The 17,517-nt window shown below is 40.8% G+C and carries 18 protein-coding genes and 2 tRNA genes; 16 read left to right on the forward strand and 4 right to left on the reverse strand.

Features of this window, described 5'->3' with window-relative positions:
* Window positions 1–54 precede the first annotated feature (54 nt).
* The 7 genes from OMU_RS17520 to OMU_RS17550 all read left to right on the forward strand — a co-directional run bounded on the left by OMU_RS17520 (window position 55) and on the right by OMU_RS17550 (window position 5,985).
* Window positions 55–1,833, forward strand: a complete 1,779-nt coding sequence (locus OMU_RS17520; protein ID WP_016181194.1) for a glycoside hydrolase family 35 protein — start codon at window positions 55–57, stop codon at window positions 1,831–1,833.
* A gap of 2 nt (window positions 1,834–1,835) precedes the next feature.
* The gene (locus OMU_RS17525) at window positions 1,836–2,315 is read left to right on the forward strand and encodes a PTS sugar transporter subunit IIB (protein ID WP_016181195.1); all 480 of its coding nucleotides are present in this window, start codon (window positions 1,836–1,838) and stop codon (window positions 2,313–2,315) included.
* Window positions 2,316–2,327: 12 nt separating this feature from the next.
* Window positions 2,328–3,224, forward strand: coding sequence for a PTS mannose/fructose/sorbose/N-acetylgalactosamine transporter subunit IIC (locus OMU_RS17530; RefSeq protein ID WP_016181196.1), 897 nt, complete (start codon window positions 2,328–2,330; stop codon window positions 3,222–3,224).
* Window positions 3,211–4,020 (forward strand): PTS system mannose/fructose/sorbose family transporter subunit IID, encoded by an 810-nt coding sequence (locus tag OMU_RS17535; protein ID WP_016181197.1) that lies wholly within the window; start codon window positions 3,211–3,213, stop codon window positions 4,018–4,020. The genes OMU_RS17530 and OMU_RS17535 overlap by 14 nt, the downstream gene beginning before the upstream one ends.
* Before the next feature lie 37 nt (window positions 4,021–4,057).
* Window positions 4,058–4,462 carry a PTS sugar transporter subunit IIA gene (locus OMU_RS17540; protein WP_016181198.1) on the forward strand — a complete coding sequence of 135 codons (405 nt, stop codon included), beginning with the start codon at window positions 4,058–4,060 and terminating at the stop codon, window positions 4,460–4,462.
* Between the two features lie 143 nt (window positions 4,463–4,605).
* Entirely contained in the window at window positions 4,606–5,199 is a 594-nt protein-coding gene (locus OMU_RS17545) for a helix-turn-helix domain-containing protein (RefSeq protein ID WP_016181199.1), read from the forward strand.
* Between the two features lie 108 nt (window positions 5,200–5,307).
* Entirely contained in the window at window positions 5,308–5,985 is a 678-nt protein-coding gene (locus OMU_RS17550; RefSeq protein ID WP_016181200.1) for a phosphatase PAP2 family protein, read from the forward strand.
* A 3-nt stretch (window positions 5,986–5,988) separates the two neighbouring features.
* Here the strand turns inward: OMU_RS17550 and OMU_RS17555 are convergent.
* Window positions 5,989–6,061, reverse strand: a tRNA-Thr gene (locus tag OMU_RS17555).
* A gap of 117 nt (window positions 6,062–6,178) precedes the next feature.
* Window positions 6,179–7,327: a serine hydrolase domain-containing protein gene (locus OMU_RS17560; protein WP_016181201.1), complete on the reverse strand. Its 1,149-nt coding sequence runs from the start codon at window positions 7,325–7,327 to the stop codon at window positions 6,179–6,181.
* 130 nt (window positions 7,328–7,457) lie between these two features.
* Between OMU_RS17560 and OMU_RS17565 the strand changes: the two genes are divergently transcribed.
* The 6 genes from OMU_RS17565 (at window position 7,458) to OMU_RS17590 (ending at window position 12,665) form a co-directional block, all read left to right on the forward strand.
* A tRNA-Asn gene (locus OMU_RS17565) sits at window positions 7,458–7,531 on the forward strand.
* Between the two features lie 179 nt (window positions 7,532–7,710).
* Window positions 7,711–8,682, forward strand: coding sequence for an acyltransferase family protein (locus OMU_RS17570; protein ID WP_016181202.1), 972 nt, complete (start codon window positions 7,711–7,713; stop codon window positions 8,680–8,682).
* A gap of 55 nt (window positions 8,683–8,737) precedes the next feature.
* Window positions 8,738–10,066, forward strand: a complete 1,329-nt coding sequence (locus OMU_RS17575) for a C1 family peptidase (RefSeq protein WP_016181203.1) — start codon at window positions 8,738–8,740, stop codon at window positions 10,064–10,066.
* Between the two features lie 229 nt (window positions 10,067–10,295).
* Entirely contained in the window at window positions 10,296–11,081 is a 786-nt protein-coding gene (locus OMU_RS17580) for a tyrosine-protein phosphatase (RefSeq protein ID WP_016181204.1), read from the forward strand.
* A gap of 12 nt (window positions 11,082–11,093) precedes the next feature.
* Window positions 11,094–11,927 carry a fructosamine kinase family protein gene (locus OMU_RS17585; RefSeq protein WP_016181205.1) on the forward strand — a complete coding sequence of 278 codons (834 nt, stop codon included), beginning with the start codon at window positions 11,094–11,096 and terminating at the stop codon, window positions 11,925–11,927.
* Window positions 11,928–12,665, forward strand: a complete 738-nt coding sequence (locus tag OMU_RS17590; RefSeq protein ID WP_016181206.1) for an acyl-[acyl-carrier-protein] thioesterase — start codon at window positions 11,928–11,930, stop codon at window positions 12,663–12,665.
* A 49-nt stretch (window positions 12,666–12,714) separates the two neighbouring features.
* Here the strand turns inward: OMU_RS17590 and OMU_RS17595 are convergent, their stop codons facing one another.
* Complete coding sequence (locus OMU_RS17595; RefSeq protein WP_016181207.1) at window positions 12,715–13,689, reverse strand: asparaginase; 975 nt, start codon at window positions 13,687–13,689, stop codon at window positions 12,715–12,717.
* Between the two features lie 89 nt (window positions 13,690–13,778).
* Between OMU_RS17595 and OMU_RS17600 the strand changes: the two genes are divergently transcribed.
* From OMU_RS17600 to OMU_RS17610, 3 genes are read left to right on the forward strand one after another with little or no spacing between them, the layout of a single operon-like run.
* Entirely contained in the window at window positions 13,779–14,609 is an 831-nt protein-coding gene (locus tag OMU_RS17600) for a DUF72 domain-containing protein (protein ID WP_016181208.1), read from the forward strand.
* 14 nt (window positions 14,610–14,623) lie between these two features.
* Window positions 14,624–15,460, forward strand: a complete 837-nt coding sequence (locus OMU_RS17605) for a Cof-type HAD-IIB family hydrolase (RefSeq protein WP_016181209.1) — start codon at window positions 14,624–14,626, stop codon at window positions 15,458–15,460.
* 12 nt (window positions 15,461–15,472) lie between these two features.
* Window positions 15,473–15,988, forward strand: coding sequence for a pyrophosphohydrolase domain-containing protein (locus OMU_RS17610; RefSeq protein ID WP_016181210.1), 516 nt, complete (start codon window positions 15,473–15,475; stop codon window positions 15,986–15,988).
* Between the two features lie 14 nt (window positions 15,989–16,002).
* On the opposite strand, the gene OMU_RS17615 is transcribed toward OMU_RS17610, so the two are convergent.
* Window positions 16,003–17,355: an aspartate kinase gene (locus OMU_RS17615; RefSeq protein WP_016181211.1), complete on the reverse strand. Its 1,353-nt coding sequence runs from the start codon at window positions 17,353–17,355 to the stop codon at window positions 16,003–16,005.
* Window positions 17,356–17,517 lie beyond the last annotated feature (162 nt).

The raw sequence follows: 17,517 nt of genomic DNA on the forward strand, positions 1-17,517 counted from the left end.
GGATAATTTAATATATTAATATATTAAAAACGCTTTCATTTAAGGAGGGAGCTTTTGAAAACATTTGAGATTAAAGAAGATTTTCTTTTAAACGGCGAGCCCTTTAAGATCATGTCAGGAGCAATACATTATTTTCGGATTGACCCAGCGGATTGGTATCACTCACTGTATAACCTGAAAGCTTTAGGCTTCAATACCGTTGAAACATATATACCATGGAATTTGCATGAACCAAAAAAAGGTGAGTTCCATTTTGATGGAATACTAGATTTGGAACGCTTTTTATCAATTGCAAAGGAACTCGAGTTATATGCGATCGTAAGACCATCACCATACATTTGTGCAGAATGGGAGTTTGGTGGATTCCCCGCTTGGCTACTAAACGAAGACACACGCATCCGAACAAATGAAATCGGTTATTTAAAACATGTGGCTGATTATTATGATGTCCTCATAAAGAAACTGGTTCCTCATCAGTTGTCAAATGGCGGAAATATTTTGATGATCCAAATCGAGAATGAATATGGTTCATATGGAGAAGAAAAAGACTATTTACGTTCGGTTCGAGATTTGATGATAAACAGAGGAATCACGGTTCCGTTTTTCACTTCAGATGGGCCTTGGCGTGCGACACTTAGAGCAGGCAGCATGATAGAAGAAGATATTTTAGTTACGGGCAATTTTGGTTCAAAGGCCGAAGAGAATTTTGCATCCATGCAGAGTTTCTTCGATGAACACGGAAAAAAGTGGCCCCTGATGTGCATGGAATTTTGGGATGGCTGGTTCAATCGCTGGAAGGAACCTGTTGTTCAACGAGATGCCGAGGAGTTGGCGGAAGCAGTTAAGGAAGTCTTAATTAGAGGCAGTATCAATCTATATATGTTTCATGGGGGAACGAATTTTGGTTTTATGAATGGCTGCTCCGCACGAGGAGTCATTGATTTGCCGCAAATTACTTCTTATGATTACGGGGCTCCGCTAAATGAGCAGGGCAATCCAACCGAAAAATATTTCGCAATTCAAAAAATGATTCATGATACGTTTCCTGAGATTCAACAAATGGAACCGTTGACAAAGAACACAATGGAAGTAAAAGGAATTCCTTTAAGAAATAAAGTCAGCTTGTTTTCAACTTTAGACACGATCAGTCAACCGGTGAAAACGACATATCCAGAGACGATGGAAATGCTAGGACAAAATACTGGCTACATTCTGTATCGCACATCGATTAAAAAGGACGCGGAAGAAGAAAGACTGAGAGTCATTGATGGTCGCGATCGTAGTCAGCTATTTCTAAATCAAAAATTACAAGCGACACAGTATCAGACGCAAATCGGCGAGGATATCATTGTTCCGATGACTGAAGAAACCAATCAATTAGACATTTTGATTGAAAATATGGGTCGGGTGAATTACGGACACAAATTATTTGCTGATACACAAAATAAGGGGATTCGAACAGGAGTCATGGCTGATCTGCATTTCCTCACTGATTGGTCGCAGTATTGCTTGCCGCTGGATTCTTGTGAGGCAGTTGATTATTCAAGAGAATGGCAGCCAGAGCAGCCAAGTTTTTATCGCTATGAAGTAGTGCTTGATGAAGTGGAAGACAGCTTTATCGATCTGTCGAATTTTGGAAAAGGTGTCGTTTTTGTCAACCAAGTAAATATCGGACGATTTTGGGAAGTTGGCCCAACACTATCGCTTTATATTCCTAAGGGATTACTTAAAGAAGGCAACAATGAAATCGTGATTTTTGAAACAGAAGGAACCTTTCAACCAGAGATTCAATTGGTAAAAAAACCATTATATAAAGAAATGAAAGAGGGATAACAATGAGTATTATTGGAGTAAGAATTGACGGACGTTTGATTCACGGACAGGTAGCAAACTTATGGACAACAAAACTGAATATTACGCGGATCATGGTGGTAGATGATGAAGTGGCACAAAATGATATTGAAAAAAGCGGACTGAAGCTGGCTACTCCAGCAGGCGTGAAGCTAAGCGTGCTGCCGATTGAAAAAGCCGCTAACAATATCTTAGCAGGGAAATATGATTCTCAACGTCTATTGATCATTGCCCGCAAACCCGATCGTTTATTGAAGCTAGTTGAGTTAGGTGTTCCAATTGAAGAAATCAATGTCGGAAATATGTCGCAAACAGATGAAACGCGTTCAATTACTAAATCAATCAATGTTGTCGATCAGGATGTAGAAGTATTCAACCAATTACATGCTAAAGGCGTTCGATTGATCGCACAAATGGTACCAAGTGATAAAGCAGAAGACTTCATGAATCTATTAGCGAAATAGGAGGATAAATAAATGGATATCTTATGGTGGCAGATCTTATTATTAACATTATATGCAGGGTATCAAATTTTAGATGAATTACAAATTTATTCATCACTGAGTGCACCAGTCTTTGCCGGATTATTTGCCGGCCTAGTAATGGGCGATTTAAAAGCAGGACTTATTATTGGCGGCAGTATGCAATTGACCGTACTAGGTGTCGGTACATTTGGAGGCGCATCAAAAATTGACGCTAACTCCGGAACGATTCTAGCAACAGCTTTTTCAGTAGCATTGGGAATGAATCCAGAGCAAGCGATCGCTGCAATTGCGGTACCAGTTGCCAGCTTGATGATTCAATTAGATATTTTGGCTCGTTTTGCCAATACGTATTTCGCTCATCGGATTGATAAATTAGTCGAAGATATGAATTATAAAGGCATTGAACGCAACTTCTTGATGGGGGCCATTCCATGGTCATTTTCTCGCATGATTCCAGTCTTTCTAGCGCTGGCATTTGGTGGAGGCTTAGTCGAAAAGGTTGTTGCTGTCTTGAATGGTGATTTGAAATGGTTAGGTGACGGTCTATCTGTAGCCGGAGCAGTTTTACCAGCTGTCGGGTTTGCGATTTTATTACGTTACTTGCCGGTGAAAAAACACTTTCCTTACTTGATCCTAGGATTCACGTTAACAGCGTTACTAGGAACAGTCTTTACGAATATGCAGGTTTTAGGCACTGGTGTTGCGGGTGTTGTGAAGAATTTCGAAGGCATTTTCAATTCACTTCCTATGTTAGCCATCGCATTGATCGGATTTGCTTTAGCTGCGATCAGTTATAAGAATGGACAGATGATTCCAAATTCCCCAGCACCGAAAGAAGTTGCTTCCAATGATTTAGATGAAGGAGAGATTGAAGATGACGAAATCTAATTATAAGTTGACGAAGGAAGATTTTAAGCAGATCAATCGCAGAAGCTTGTTTACCTTCCAATTAGGCTGGAACTATGAACGGATGCAAGGATCAGGCTACCTTTATACAATCTTACCGCAATTACGTAAGATTTATGGCGATGACACGCCGGAATTAAAAGAAATTATGAAGACTCATACACAATTTTTTAATACGTCAAACTTCTTCAATACAATCGTGACTGGGATTGACTTGGCGATTGAAGAAAAAGAAGGGATTGGCGGAAAAGACACTGTATCAGGGATGAAGGCTGGGTTAATGGGTCCCTTTGCGGCAATTGGGGATTCGATCTTCGCCGCATTGATTCCAACGATTTTTGGGGCCTTGGCAGCGAATATGGCGATCAATGGAAATCCAACTGGTATCTTCATTTGGATCATCGCACAAATCGCGGTAATGATCTTCCGTTGGAAACAACTGGAATTCGCTTATCGTGAAGGAATCTCTTTAGTTACAACGATGCAGCATCGCTTAACTGCTTTGACAGACGCGGCAACTTTGCTTGGTGTCTTCATGGTTGGGGCGTTAGTTGCCACCATGATCAATGTAAAATTCTCTTGGGCACCGAGCATTGGTGATGTGACGTTGAATATGCAGAACAATCTTGATATGATCTTACCGCGCTTATTACCAGCAGGAATCGTTGCAGCGATTTATTGGATGCTAGGTAAAAAGAACATGACTTCAACCAAGGCGATCTTTATCGTATTAGTTGTCTGTGTGGCATTATCAGCATTAGGTGTGATTTCTAAATAAGTTAGGCTGATTCCAATGAATAATGAGGAGCGAACCAATGGGAAAACAATTAGTTTTAGTGAGTCATGGACTCTTTTGTGAGGAATTGAAAAAGAGTACGGAAATGATTATGGGACCGCAAGAAAGCATCCATACAGTCAGTTTACTTCCCGCAGAGTCAGCGGAAGATTTTCGCGCAAAATTTGAAGCAGTTATTGCGGATTTAGATGATTTTGTCGTGCTGGCTGATTTGATGGGCGGGACACCTTGTAATGTAGTCTCGCGGATGATTTTAGAAGGGCAATCGATCGAACTATACGCAGGAATGAATATGCCGATGGTGATTGATTTCATCAATAGTGAATTGATCGGTACAGAGCTTGCATTAGTCGAATCTGCGACAAGTAATATTTGCCACGTGAATGAACGGATCATCGGTGACGATGATGACGAGGACGAGTAAAATCTCATAGAAGATGATATAGAGGCGTCGTTTATTTGTGAGTAGGAGCTGGTTTGAAAGTCTAAAAGACTTTCGAACCAGCTCCTTTTTCTGTTCTGCTATTATGGTATGATTGAGGAGAAAAGAAAGAATGGGAGATTAGAGTGGATTTCAACGAGAAACTAAAGCAATTACGTCAAAATAAGCAATGGACGCAGGAAGAATTAGCAGAGAGACTATTTATCTCACGAACAGCAGTTTCCAAATGGGAGTCAGGTCGCGGGTTTCCCAGTATTGATTCCTTAAAAGCTATTTCGCAGGTTTTTGATATTTCTATTGATGAGTTGCTATCCAATAGTGAATTGCTGTCAATTGCAGAAAATGAGCAGCAACAGCAGCGGAAAAACTTTCAACATTTGCTTTTAGGTATTTCAGATTGCATGGTCGGCTTATTAATTGTTCTGCCGATTTTTGGTCAAGCACAAGGGAACCATATTGCGTTTGTCTCTTTATGGCAACTTTCGCAGGAAACAATTATCTTCAAGCTTATTATTTTTTCATTCGTTATTTTAACAATGCTGTTCGGCATTTTTGAACTCGCTTTTTCTAGGCGAGAACAACGAATTATTGGATCGGTTTCTTTGATTTTATCGTTGTTCGGCGTACTGCTTTTCATCATGACTAGACATCCATACCCGGCAACGTATGTATTAATGCTTTTGGCAGTGAAGGGGATTTCCCTATTAAATAGCCGTTGATACGCATCGTCACATCAAGGTGACGGTGCGCTTCTTTTTGTTTCTGGCAGTCTCTGATACGTTTTATTTGGATAGCTTCCAAATAATTGTTAGGAGAGGATTAGTCAAATGAAAATAGCAAAGAAGCAATTAGAAACAGCCATAGGATTATTGATCGTCTTTATTTTATACACGATTTCTTTATCCTTGTTCGATGTACAGAAAATAGGTCCGCAGCATTCGGAGGTGGGCTTTTCTACAATTAATCAATACGTATTTCAGAAGATAGGTACTAGTGAATTTTGGTATCAAGTGACGGAAATCTTAGGGATTTTTCCATTGATAATCGTGGGGTATTTTGCTTTACGAGGATTTTTCCAATTGTATACCCGCAAGAAGCTCTTACTAGTGGACAAGGAAATTCTTGCGCTAGGATTTCTTTATGCTGGAGTCGCCGCTTGCTATGTTCTTTTTGAAAAAGTCATCATCAATTATCGACCGATTTTAGTGGATGGACAGCTAGAGGCATCCTATCCGTCAAGTCATACTTTTCTGGCGATTACAGTCTTACTGTCAGCTTTTTATGTATTAAGAAAGGAAACAGGAACGGGAAAAGCAATCATCGCCTATGTGAGCCTGGTGGTCATGATTGCGCTGGTTATCGGACGTTTTTTGTCTGGAGCCCATTGGGGAACCGATATTTTTGGTGGAATTTTATTAGGTCTGACACTTGCCAGCTGCTACCTTGCAGGAATTGAAAGTAGTTCTAAACAAAAAAAAAGAACGTTGAAAACTCAACGTTCTTAGAAGAGCCACCTGTCGGGCTTGAACCGACGACCTCTTCCTTACCATGGAAACGCTCTACCAGCTGAGCTAAGGCGGCATAGTTATTTAACACAAGATATAGAATAGCGAAAACAAGCTTATTTGTCAACTGGTTAAACAGAAAAAAATGCGGCATTAGCTGCTGTGAATTCTTTATTTATAAACGAGTCGTCGCTTACGAGCCTGCGACGACTTGTTTATATAGTTTAGAGACGATATCATTATATCCCTTTGGTTGAGTCCAGACATTTGAGAGCAGAATAATGCCATTTTGACCATCTTTTGAAAAATCAACAAGGGCTTCAAAACGTGCCTTAACTCCTCGTGAATGGTAGTTATTTGTCATGTTATAGATTCCGCTGGCGTATTTTTCACCTGGATACGATTGCCATAATGCAGCACGTTCTTGTGTTGTTAAAAATTTGTCCTGATAAAGATCTTGAAAATAGCTGTACAAATCCTCCCCCGACATAAACACATTGCCTGTTCCTAATTCATCTGCGTAAGAAGATACGGTCGTAGGAGCGTAAACAGGGCCGGAGGAACTTTCTGAGTATGAAAGAGCCTGCTGATTGTTCGTTTCTGAATAGAAGCTTGTTTCTTTCAGCTTCATTGGTTTTCTTAAAAGTTTATCAAATAGTGTGCTGTAGTCGGTATGATAGACTTGCTCCAAAATTCCAGCTAACAAAACATAATTGACCGGTTGATAGGAGTAACTAGAATTCGCAGCCACAGTCGTTTGACGAATTGTCTCTGAAAGTATTTTTTGTGGATCAGTAGTGTTCAAGGCGGCAATTTTCTTTTCGTCGATACGTAACCCAGAACTCATATTCAGCATATCTTTGATAGAGATTTTCTCACTATTAGAAATTTGCGGATAAAAGGTGCTGAGCTTTTCCTCTAGGGAAATTTTACCAGATTTAACCGCCTGCATGATCAAATAGGCAGTTTGTCCCTTTTGAACGGAGCCGATGCAATATTGTGTATGAATCGTATTGTGGATTCTTCTAGCTTGATCTTTCCAGCCATAAGCTTTATTCAAAATCACCTGTCCATGCTGAAAAACTAAAACAGTACCGCTAAAATTTTTTTCTACCAATAACTGCTCAATACCAGCGGACGTAGCATTTTTTGGTTCGATTGGTTGCTGATTGGTCAAATCAGTAGTTGTTTTCGTTGCAGGTGTGCTGCTTTTTTTCGTTGCGTGATGCTCAGGATAGCTGTGTTCAGCATACATTCCGCTGAATGCTAGGAGTATTAAAAAAAGCGGAAAAACAAGTGTTAATTTATTTTTCTTTCTTTTTTGGTGCTTGTGTTTTGACATAATAAATCCTCTAATTCTATTTGAAATCGTTCCATTTTTATTTCGATAAAAATTTTCAGCAGTTCCATCTAATTTTTGAAAATTAGGATTGCATCATGAAATAAAAATTGATATTATAGTAAAGTATTCTTCCGGCATAGCTCAGTTGGTAGTAGCGCATGACTGTTAATCATGATGTCGTAGGTTCGAGTCCTACTGCCGGAGTTTTAGAGATGATCTTTTGATCGTCTCTATTTTTTTACACCTAAAAAGTGAATTTTATATGAATAAAAAGCTTAAATATGAGTGAAATATTGAGAAAAGCATGACCTTTTTTTAAAACGAAGTCACTCTCTTTGAACCTAATAACAATCCTCGTTATACTAATAGCGAGGAGGGATTCGATGGAAAAACGCGATGCCTATTTTGACAACGCAAAACTTTTCTTGATGATCTTAGTTGTGTTTGGTCACTTTCTACAGCCGTTTGCAAATGATCATCCTCTATATAATGATTTGTACTATTTTATCTTTACCTTCCACATGCCCGCGTTCATCCTGATCTCAGGTTTTTTCGCGAAAAGTGGACCAAAACCCTTGATGATTTTAGTAAAAAAATTGTTGCTTCCCTACATTTTCTTTCAGTTGTTGTACTCCGGCTATTACACGTTGATTGGTCTGCAGGATTCCTTCAGTCTTGATCTGGGAATTCCGCAATGGTCATTATGGTTTTTATTGAGCTTGTTTTGCTGGAACGTGCTTTTGCATTTGACGCATAAATTTTCAGTAAGACAGGTTTTGATCGCTAGTATACTGATTGCACTGCTCGTGGGGTATTTTCCAATTTTTGATCGTTTTTTAGCGGTTCAACGAACATTGACGTTCTTCCCTTATTTCATGTTAGGCTACGTGATTCCGAAGAATTGGGTCGAAAAGCTGAAGACATATCCGAAAAAATGGATGGCCTTACTGCTATTTAGCGGATTGTTTCTATTTATACAGGGAAACGATTTGATCAATAAGTATTGGGTCTTTGGTTCAAAGCCCTATGAAGACTATCTCAATCAACCGTTACTAGGCGGACCTCAACGTTTGATCTTTTTTATAGCTGGGTTAATCGGAATCGTTGCTTTCTTGATGATTGTCCCCAAAGAACGGCACTTTTTCTCCAATTGGGGAAAAAATACGTTGACGGTGTATTTGCTTCATGGTTTTTTAGTGAAAGGCTTGAGAGCCCTTGAGCTTGATTTCGAGATCAGCTCTGTGGAAGTTCTTTTATTGTTTATCGGGAGTATGTTGCTAACGGTGATGCTATCAAGCAAGCGACTGGGTCAATGGATCGAAAAAGGAAAAGCAGTTTTGCAGCCTAGTTTGTAAACTAATTGTCTCTTTGCCTCATTAAGCGTAAAATGAGGGGCAAGGAGGCGTTTTTATGGCAAAAATTACAAATGAACGAACCCAAGCTTTTCGAAAAGCTTTTGAACAAAATTCTAAACAAATCGCATTGCAACGAGGCGTAGTAAAAAATGGTATTCGGGCCTCTGCGGAAAATATTCAGACACATGTGGAAAATACGCCGGTCTTCTCCATTGATCTGGCTACAGGAAAAGTCGCAAACCAAAAACAATCTGGACGCTGCTGGATGTTTGCGGCATTAAATACGTTTCGGCACAAACTGTTGACGACCTTTCAGCTGAAGGACTTTGAGCTTTCACAAAACTATACCTTCTTTTGGGATAAATACGAGAAGGCAAATTACTTCTATGAAAATATATTGAATACAGCAGATCAGCCTGTAACGAGCCGCGAGGTGGCCTTTTTGCTGCAAACACCGCAGCAAGATGGTGGGCAATGGGATATGATTGTGTCTCTTTTCCAGAAATATGGAGTCGTACCGAAAAGTGTGATGCCGGAAAGCAGCAACAGTTCAAACTCTCGCGATCTAAATAATTATTTAAATAAATTATTACGCAAACACGCGGTTCTGCTCCGTCAGATGATCTTGGAAGAGGCGACAGAAGAAGAGATTCAAGCAAACCGTGAAGCGATGCTGCAGGAAGTCTATAATCTTTTGGCGATCTCATTGGGGACACCGCCAACAGTGTTTGATTTTGAATATCGTGATGAAGAAAAAAATTATCATTTGGATCAAGGACTGACTCCACAAAGCTTCTATGATAAATATGTTGATGTAGATTTAGATGAGTATATCAGTATTATCAATGCGCCGACTGAAGACAAGCCTTTCATGAAATCCTATACGGTGGATATGTTAGGAAATGTAGTGGATGGTAAACAGGTAAAATACTTGAATCTTGAGATGGAGGATTTCAAGGCATTGGCGGTTAAGCAATTAGAGCAAGGCGAATCTGTCTGGTTTGGCTGCGATGTTGGTCAATCCTCAACCCGCGACAGCGGAATCATGGCCTTAGATGCCTATGATGTCGAAGATTTATTTGACGTTGATTTGACCATGACGAAGGCTGAGCGATTAGACTATGGCGAAAGCTTGATGACCCACGCGATGGTTTTGACCGGTGTCGACTTGATTGATGGTCAGGCGAAAAAATGGAAAGTCGAAAACAGCTGGGGAGAAAAAGTTGGCGAAAAGGGCTTTTTTGTAATGAGTGACGAATGGATGGATGAATACACCTATCAGATCGTTGTTCGCAAAGAATTTTTAACACCAGAACAATTAGCTGCCTTCGAGGCAGAACCAACAGTTCTAGCACCTTGGGACCCAATGGGTGCGTTGGCATAAAAGAAAAAAATCTGAGACAGTGTGGCTGTTTCAGATTTTTTTTGAAACGCCATTTTTACGAACAAAAGCGTTTTCTTGCTGATTATGCTATACTTTTAGCAAAAAGGATGTTGATTCAACTTTTGCAAAAGGCTTAATGAGGGGATTTTATTAAGAGAAGTCGCTTGCGAAATGGATAATTTAGTTGAATGGGAGATGCATTCGGAAAATGAAAAAGGAGGTTGGTTGAATGCCTAAACATTTAGCCGTTCGGCATGCTGAAAATATGCGGGAATTGGGTGGTTATAAGACAAAAGATGGACGGAGGATCGCTCATCAAAAATTGATTCGTTCTGCAGGTATCAATCATATTGATGCGCAGGATAAACACTATTTAAGTAAATACGGGATTAAAAAAGTCGTCGATTTTCGTTCAATTGAAGAGCGAGATTCTCAGCCGGATCAGGAAATACCTGAAGCGAAAAATATTTTCTTGCCAATTTTTCCAATAGAGGAAACTAAGACAGCTTCGGCCTCGCCTAGGAAAATGATGCGTCGGATGCAAAACGGAGAGGATGCGCATCAACAAATGGTCGAGGTATACAAACACTTTGTGACAGATGACCATGTGCGAGGACAGTATCGTAAATTTTTTGATTTAGTCTTGGAGAATTCAAGTGAGAAGGAGAGTCTGCTCTTTCATTGTACGGCAGGAAAAGACCGTACGGGTTTTGCGGCAATCCTGTTATTAAGCAGTCTAGATGTCAATCAAACAACCATCACAAAGGATTATCTAGCAACGAATCGTTATTTAAAGAAGGCTGTCGAAGAAATGTACCAAAAAGCGGAGAAAGCAGGTGTGCCCGCGGATTCGTTGAACGGCATTGAGGATATGATGAAGGCTAAAAAGGAATATCTGCAAACAAGCTTCAAATTAATCAAAGAGCAATATGGAACAATGAATAACTTTATTCGTGATGGAATCGGTGTAACGAAACAAGAAATCAAAGACCTGAAGAAAATTTATTTGTTGTAAGGAGCTGACGAGATGGATGAACTGCTAAACTATTTACAATTACAATCGAAAGCTGTACCGATCGGCGGCGGAGATACCAATCAGGCCTATCGTGTAACAGATGGAGAACGGGATTATTTTCTAAAATACCATCCTCAGATGTCAGCGGACTTTTTTCAAGCTGAGGTTGGCGGGTTGGAAGAATTGAGCAACTTTGTACGCGTTCCAAAAGTTTTTCGACATGGAACTTTTATGGAAGGGGCTTTTATTCTGATGGAATGGATCGAACCTGGTGAAGGGGATCAAAAAGATTTAGCCCATGCATTGAGTAAAATTCATCGAGTAAAAGCCGATTATTTTGGTTATAAAAAAAATAATTTTATCGGCGTCCTTCCGCAAATCAATACATTTACCAGAGACTGGTGGGACTTCTATTTTACCTATCGTTTGGAGATCCAAATTGAAATTGCCAAGGGAAGAAATCATTGGACAACGAAGCGAGAACAAAATTATCAGTTATTTAAAGAGTGGGTGTATCAAAAATGGGGTACAATGTCTTTTGAACCAACTTTATTGCACGGTGATTTTTGGAGCGGCAACACGTTTTTTGATACGCAAGGACAGCCTGTATTTATTGATCCGGTAGTGTCATATGGCCATCGGGAAGTGGATCTGGCCATGTCGCAGCTTTTTGGCGGATTTCGTCGAGAGTTCATCGACAGCTATCAAGAAATTCTACCGATGCGTGCCGGTTGGGAAGAACGACTGACGATCTATCAGCTCTATTATCTGCTTGTTCATCTGAATACCTTTGGCGAGAGTTATGGGGATGCGGTAGATCGTGTCTTAGCTTTAGGAGGAAAGTAATTGGGAAAAAGATACACCTTGAATCATGAGGTCGCCTACTATGAGTGCGATATCAATCAAAATATGACGTTTCCGGCTTTATTAAGCGTTGCTATCAAGGCGTCTTCTGATCAAAGCGATCAATTGGAACGGGGCACTGAATACATTAATACGCTAGGGATTACTTGGGTGATTACTCAAACGGAGGTAACAATTGATCGATTGCCAAAAGTCGGCGAGCAGATCACGGTCGTGACTGAGCCAACCGAATTTAATCGTTATTTCTGTTACCGCAGCTTTTGGGTTTATGATTCAGAGGAAACAGAATTGCTGAAGATTGATATGTCCTTTGTTTTGATGGATGTTGAAAATCGGAAAATGAGCAGTGTGGATGCTAAATTAATGGCACCTTACGAGTCACCGCAGGTTAAAAAGATTCGTCGCTGGCCTAAGATCGAAAAAGTTGAGGGTGAACACCATCAGTTATATCACGTACGTTACTACGATCTTGACAGCAATCATCATGTCAACAATGCCATGTATTTCAATTGGTTGATCGATGTCTTAGGCTATGATTTTATGACACAGCATGAACCGACCTATGTGAATGTAAAATTTGATAAAGAGGTATTATACGGGAACGATATCGAAAGCTTTTATGAAATTGTTGAGGCAGAAGAAGTCAAAACCCGACATGAAATTCGTCTTGGCGATCAACTGGCCTGCGAAGCAAATATTTTATGGCAAAAAAGAAGCTGAATCGAGAGTATTTTCGATCCAGCTTCTTTTTGTCGTGTTGCTTAGCAAATTATTCTTCCATAAATCGCTTCAATTCTTCTTTTGAGAGCTTGGCGTTCAACGCGATCAATAATTTTAACCGGGCCTTTTGACTGTTAATCCCGTTACAGAAGATCACCCCATGCTGAGCTAATTCTACGCCGCCGCCATGATAATCATAGACAGGTTCAGCAATCCCGTTGAAGCAGCGAGAGACTAGAACGATCGGCAGGCCTTTTTCCAGTAAATGATAAAAAGGCGGTAAGGTTTGCGGCGGTAAATTTCCCGCACCCAATGCTTCTACTACGAGACCATCCACAGAAATGGCTTGGTCAAGTATCTTAAAGAACTCGCCCTCCATCCCGGCAAAAACTTTTACAATCGGAATCATCGCATCAAAACTGTCGATATCATAACGAGTTGCCTTGGGAAGTTCTTGTTTGAAAAGAATCTTTGATTTTGTTACTAATCCGATCGGTCCTAGCGTCGGCGTCCTAAATGTGGCGACATTTGTTGTATGGGTCTTTGTCACATAGCGGGCACTGTGGACTTCATCATTCATGACCACTAGCACGCCTTTATTGATGGCACTTTCTGAAGCCGCTACACGGATCGCACATTCAAAATTATAGAGGCCATCACTGCCTAATTCATTGATTGAACGCATCGCGCCGGTGAGAATAATCGGCATTAAATCACCGATGGTTATTTCTAGAAAATAAGCAGTCTCTTCTAATGTATCCGTTCCATGTGTGATAACGACGCTATCAATGCCTTCTTGTTTGGCCGCTTTAATCCGTTCCTTGAGCTGGAACATTGTTTCAACTGTTATATGTGGAGAAGGCAGATTAGAAAAGTCTTCTACGATTAATTCGATATCAGCAGGCAAACGTAATTCTTGCCCCGCCGCCAGTAAAGGATTTTTCTTATCAGGGCGTACAGCACCGTCAGCATCCTGACTCATTGAGATCGTTCCACCTGTATGTAAAATCAAAATCCGTTTCATCTTCATTACTCCATTCGTTATTCGCGCATTGCAATCATTTTTTTGCTATGTTTATTGTATACTATGAAGCAAGGGGAGGCTAGGATACTATGATTCGAATTGGATTAACTTCTTTTAATGAACACAGCAGTCTGACGGGTAAGAAGACCTCTTCTTTGTATGAGTACGCTGGTTACTTACCATTGGTAGAATTAGATACGAATTATTATGGGATTACCAGAAAAAGTTCCGTTGAAAACTGGCTCACACAGGTTCCGGAGGATTTTCGTTTTGTGGTGAAGCTATATGGCGGATTCACAGGACAGGCGAAATGGCAAGATAGTTATCCTTCTATGACTGCGATGCAGGAGCATTTTTTAGACACCTTGCAGCCGATGATCGAAAGTGGAAAGTTATTTTGCTTTTTAGCGCAATTTCCGGCACAATTTAAGTGTACCAAAGAAAACGTCGCTTATTTAGAGACCTTACGGGAACTATTCAATGATTTGCCTGTGGCGATCGAATTGCGAGACTACAGCTGGTATGGCAAAGAGTTTGTTGAAAAGACCCATCAGTTAATGAGAACCTTGAACTTTAGTTTGGTCATGGTTGATGAACCACAGCTACCTGACACTGTACCGTTGGATACGACGGTAACCAATCCGAATTTCAGCTTGTTCCGTTTCCATGGCAGAAATCAGGCCTATTGGAATGATCGTACGGGGGATTGGCGGAAGAAACGTACGCTTTATCGTTACAATGAAGCCGAGCTGAAGATATTAGGAGAAAAAATCCAGCAAGTAGCCAAGGAAACAAAAGAAGTTGGTGTTATCTTCAATAATAACTCCGGTGGGGATGCGGCCGATAATGCTATGCAACTGAAAAAGCGTTTAGGTTTGGATTACGAAGGATTAAATCCGAGCCAAATCGATCTATTTTAAAATGAGGGAGAACCATGATAAAAGCCATTTTTTTTGATATTGACGGGACGTTGATCACAAGTGATTCAAAAGTATTGGACAGCACCAGAGAAGCGATTCGCCTGGCGCAAAAACAGGGGATTTTCTGCGGAGTCGCGACCGGACGAGGGCCTGTGAGGATCGAGGAACGAATTGAACAGCTGCCTTTGGACGTCTTTGTGATGTACAATGGGCAACTGGTGTACACGCGAGAAAAGGATATTTACCAGCGTCCATTTTCTGCTGAGACATTGCAGCGAATCGTGGACTTTGCCGATGACGAACATCGGCAAATCATTTTTGGCGGACGTCGAAGAATGGATGGCAGCCATTTAATGAAATGGTCCCAAAATTCTTTATTAAAAAAAATCGCCAGCTGGATGCCTAAATGGTTTCCTGTTAGACCGACGAGAAGATTGTTGCAATCCTTCAGTCCAAATCGTCAAAAGGGGCGGTACAAAAAGCTCTCAATTTTACAGGAACCGATTTATCAATGTGTGCTTTTCAGTGCAGAAAATGAAGCACAACGATTGCAAGAATTACTGCCAGATTGTTCGTTTCAGCGGTCTAATCCTTACTCGGTTGACATCGTTCCCAAGAATGGCTCGAAGTATCACGGCATCTTGGAGTTTACGAAAGCAGCTGGGATTACGCCTGAAGAGGTAATGGTTTTTGGTGATCACTATAACGATATTGAAATGATCAAAAAAGTCGGTATCGGAGTAGCGATGGGGAATGGACTGGATGAGGTCAAAGAGCAAGCGGATTATGTTACCGCAACGAATGAGAATGATGGCATTTATCAAGCAATGAAGTATTTCAATATCATTTAAAGAGGGATAAGTATGTCAAAAGAACCATATCAAATGGCTAAAGAATTTCATGAAACCTTTGCGCCAGCGCCACCTAATTTACCAAAAGCATTTTCTAAAGAACGAGGGAGCTTCCGCGCAGGATTTAAAGCTGAAGAGATCGTCGAATTCTTGTATGGTGTTGCAGAAGGTGATGAAGCGGAGTTTTCGGATTTAGTTGAGAAGCTTCACGAAAGTGTTGAACAGGCAAAAGAAAAGGTTTTAACCAAGGGGGAAAAGGTCGAAGATGCTTTAACGGCCGAAGTGGATGCCCTGACCGATTTGCTTTATTTTACGTATGGCTCATTTGCGCTGATCGGTGTTGATCCTCAGCCAATTTTTGAGATCGTCCATCGGGCGAATATGGGGAAACTCTTTCCTGATGGGAAGCCGCGGTATCATCCAGTGACTAATAAAGTGATGAAGCCGGAGGATTGGCAGCAAAACTACGCACCTGAACCATTGATCAAAGAAGAAATAGACAGACAAAAAGGAAAAGCCGAAAAGTAACGGCTTTTCCTTTTTTAATCAAAAAATGTGTAATAAAGTGAACGTACAGCTAAGCGTTCTTGCTCACTGCGAATGGCGAAGATAATACTGCGTTCATCGGCGCCTTGAGAGATCATCCGCAAATTGACATTTTTACGGGCTAGAGCAGCGGTGCTGTCAGAAGTTGTTCCTGGCCGCTCGCGCATGCCTTCACCAACAAGGGCGACTACGGACAGTCCATGCTCGATCGATAGCTGATCCGGTTGGATTTTCTCTTCGATCTGCTTCATTAATTCTGCTTCAATATCACGAGTCAACTGGCGTTCTCTCAGGATGATCGAGATATCATCAATTCCTGAAGGCATATGCTCAAAGCAAATGTTCAGATCTTCAAGAATTTGCAAAATACGTCGAACGATACCGACTTCTCGGTTTAACAAATATTTGCCAACCGTTATTCCGCAGAAGCCGCCATCACTGGCAACTCCCACCACTTCATTCCGGCTAACATTCTCAAAGGATTTCTTGATTAACGTTCCTTGGCATTCGGGGTTATTAGTGTTTTTAATAATCACAGGAATCTGTGCTTTAAAGGCCGGCATCAGGGCTTCGTCGTGAAAAACGGTAAAGCCGGCATACGTCAACTCACGAATCTCACGATAAGTAGCATATTCAATCAGTTCAGGATCATGGATATATTTGGGACTGGCCGCGAAAATACCATCCACATCCGTGAAGTTCTCGTACAGGTCGACCTTTAAACCTGCTGCAACGATCGAACCGGTAATATCCGATCCGCCTCGAGAAAAGGTACAAAGGTGGCCATCAGTTGTGTAGCCAAAGAATCCTGGGATAATTAGGATATCTTCAGACTCGCGCCATTGATAGATTTTTTCATAGGATTCCTCTAGAATCCGGGCGTTTTGCGGTTCATTGGAGACTGTGATTCCTAACTCTTTTGGATTGATGTAGCGAGCACGGACACCATTTTTTTGGAAACATGCTGCGACTAATTGGGCATTTAAATTCTCTCCACTGGCTAAAAAGCTGTCTAAGGCATAAGGATCGGCTTCATCAAAGTTTTCCTGCAGCTGCCTTAATTCAGCACTAAAAGTATTCTCAATATCGTCATCGACCTGAAATTCTGCCGCGATCTCGGTATAACGCGCGACGATTTCACGGATCAATTCGTCAGTATCGTGTTTGTAAACAACAGCATTATAAAATTGAATCAATAAGTCGGTGACTTTTTTGTCTTTATTGGTTCGCTTTCCTGGAGCAGAAACCACCACGAAACGACGGCCGGAGTCGCCTGTCACGATCGATAAGACTTTTTTTAGTTGTTCAGCTGAAGCTACGGAGCTCCCGCCAAATTTGATCACTTTCACTTTAATCACCTCTTATTTTAATGTGGCTTTAATATTATCTGAAAAGTTGCACAATTTCAAGGGGATTCGACGCTTTCTCGAATAGAAAATTTGATAAAATTACACTTTTCTTAAATTTATTGCAATTGAAGCAGTCAGCAAAAAATGCTAGTATGAGGAGTG

Origin of the sequence: Enterococcus avium ATCC 14025, from assembly GCF_000406965.1 — a bacterium.
Lineage (GTDB): Bacteria > Bacillota > Bacilli > Lactobacillales > Enterococcaceae > Enterococcus_A > Enterococcus_A avium.

Excerpts from the sequence above, each read along its gene's own strand:
- OMU_RS17525 (WP_016181195.1), top strand. The coding sequence starts at position 1,836 with ATGAGTATTATTGGAGTAAGAATTGACGGACGTTTGATTCACGGACAG.
- OMU_RS17530 (WP_016181196.1), top strand. The coding sequence starts at position 2,328 with ATGGATATCTTATGGTGGCAGATCTTATTATTAACATTATATGCAGGG.
- OMU_RS17535 (WP_016181197.1), top strand. The coding sequence starts at position 3,211 with ATGACGAAATCTAATTATAAGTTGACGAAGGAAGATTTTAAGCAGATC.
- OMU_RS17540 (WP_016181198.1), top strand. The coding sequence starts at position 4,058 with ATGGGAAAACAATTAGTTTTAGTGAGTCATGGACTCTTTTGTGAGGAA.
- OMU_RS17550 (WP_016181200.1), top strand. The coding sequence starts at position 5,308 with ATGAAAATAGCAAAGAAGCAATTAGAAACAGCCATAGGATTATTGATC.
- OMU_RS17560 (WP_016181201.1), bottom strand. The coding sequence starts at position 7,327 with ATGTCAAAACACAAGCACCAAAAAAGAAAGAAAAATAAATTAACACTT.
- OMU_RS17570 (WP_016181202.1), top strand. The coding sequence starts at position 7,711 with ATGGAAAAACGCGATGCCTATTTTGACAACGCAAAACTTTTCTTGATG.
- OMU_RS17575 (WP_016181203.1), top strand. The coding sequence starts at position 8,738 with ATGGCAAAAATTACAAATGAACGAACCCAAGCTTTTCGAAAAGCTTTT.
- OMU_RS17580 (WP_016181204.1), top strand. The coding sequence starts at position 10,296 with ATGCCTAAACATTTAGCCGTTCGGCATGCTGAAAATATGCGGGAATTG.
- OMU_RS17585 (WP_016181205.1), top strand. The coding sequence starts at position 11,094 with ATGGATGAACTGCTAAACTATTTACAATTACAATCGAAAGCTGTACCG.
- OMU_RS17595 (WP_016181207.1), bottom strand. The coding sequence starts at position 13,689 with ATGAAACGGATTTTGATTTTACATACAGGTGGAACGATCTCAATGAGT.
- OMU_RS17600 (WP_016181208.1), top strand. The coding sequence starts at position 13,779 with ATGATTCGAATTGGATTAACTTCTTTTAATGAACACAGCAGTCTGACG.
- OMU_RS17605 (WP_016181209.1), top strand. The coding sequence starts at position 14,624 with ATGATAAAAGCCATTTTTTTTGATATTGACGGGACGTTGATCACAAGT.
- OMU_RS17610 (WP_016181210.1), top strand. The coding sequence starts at position 15,473 with ATGTCAAAAGAACCATATCAAATGGCTAAAGAATTTCATGAAACCTTT.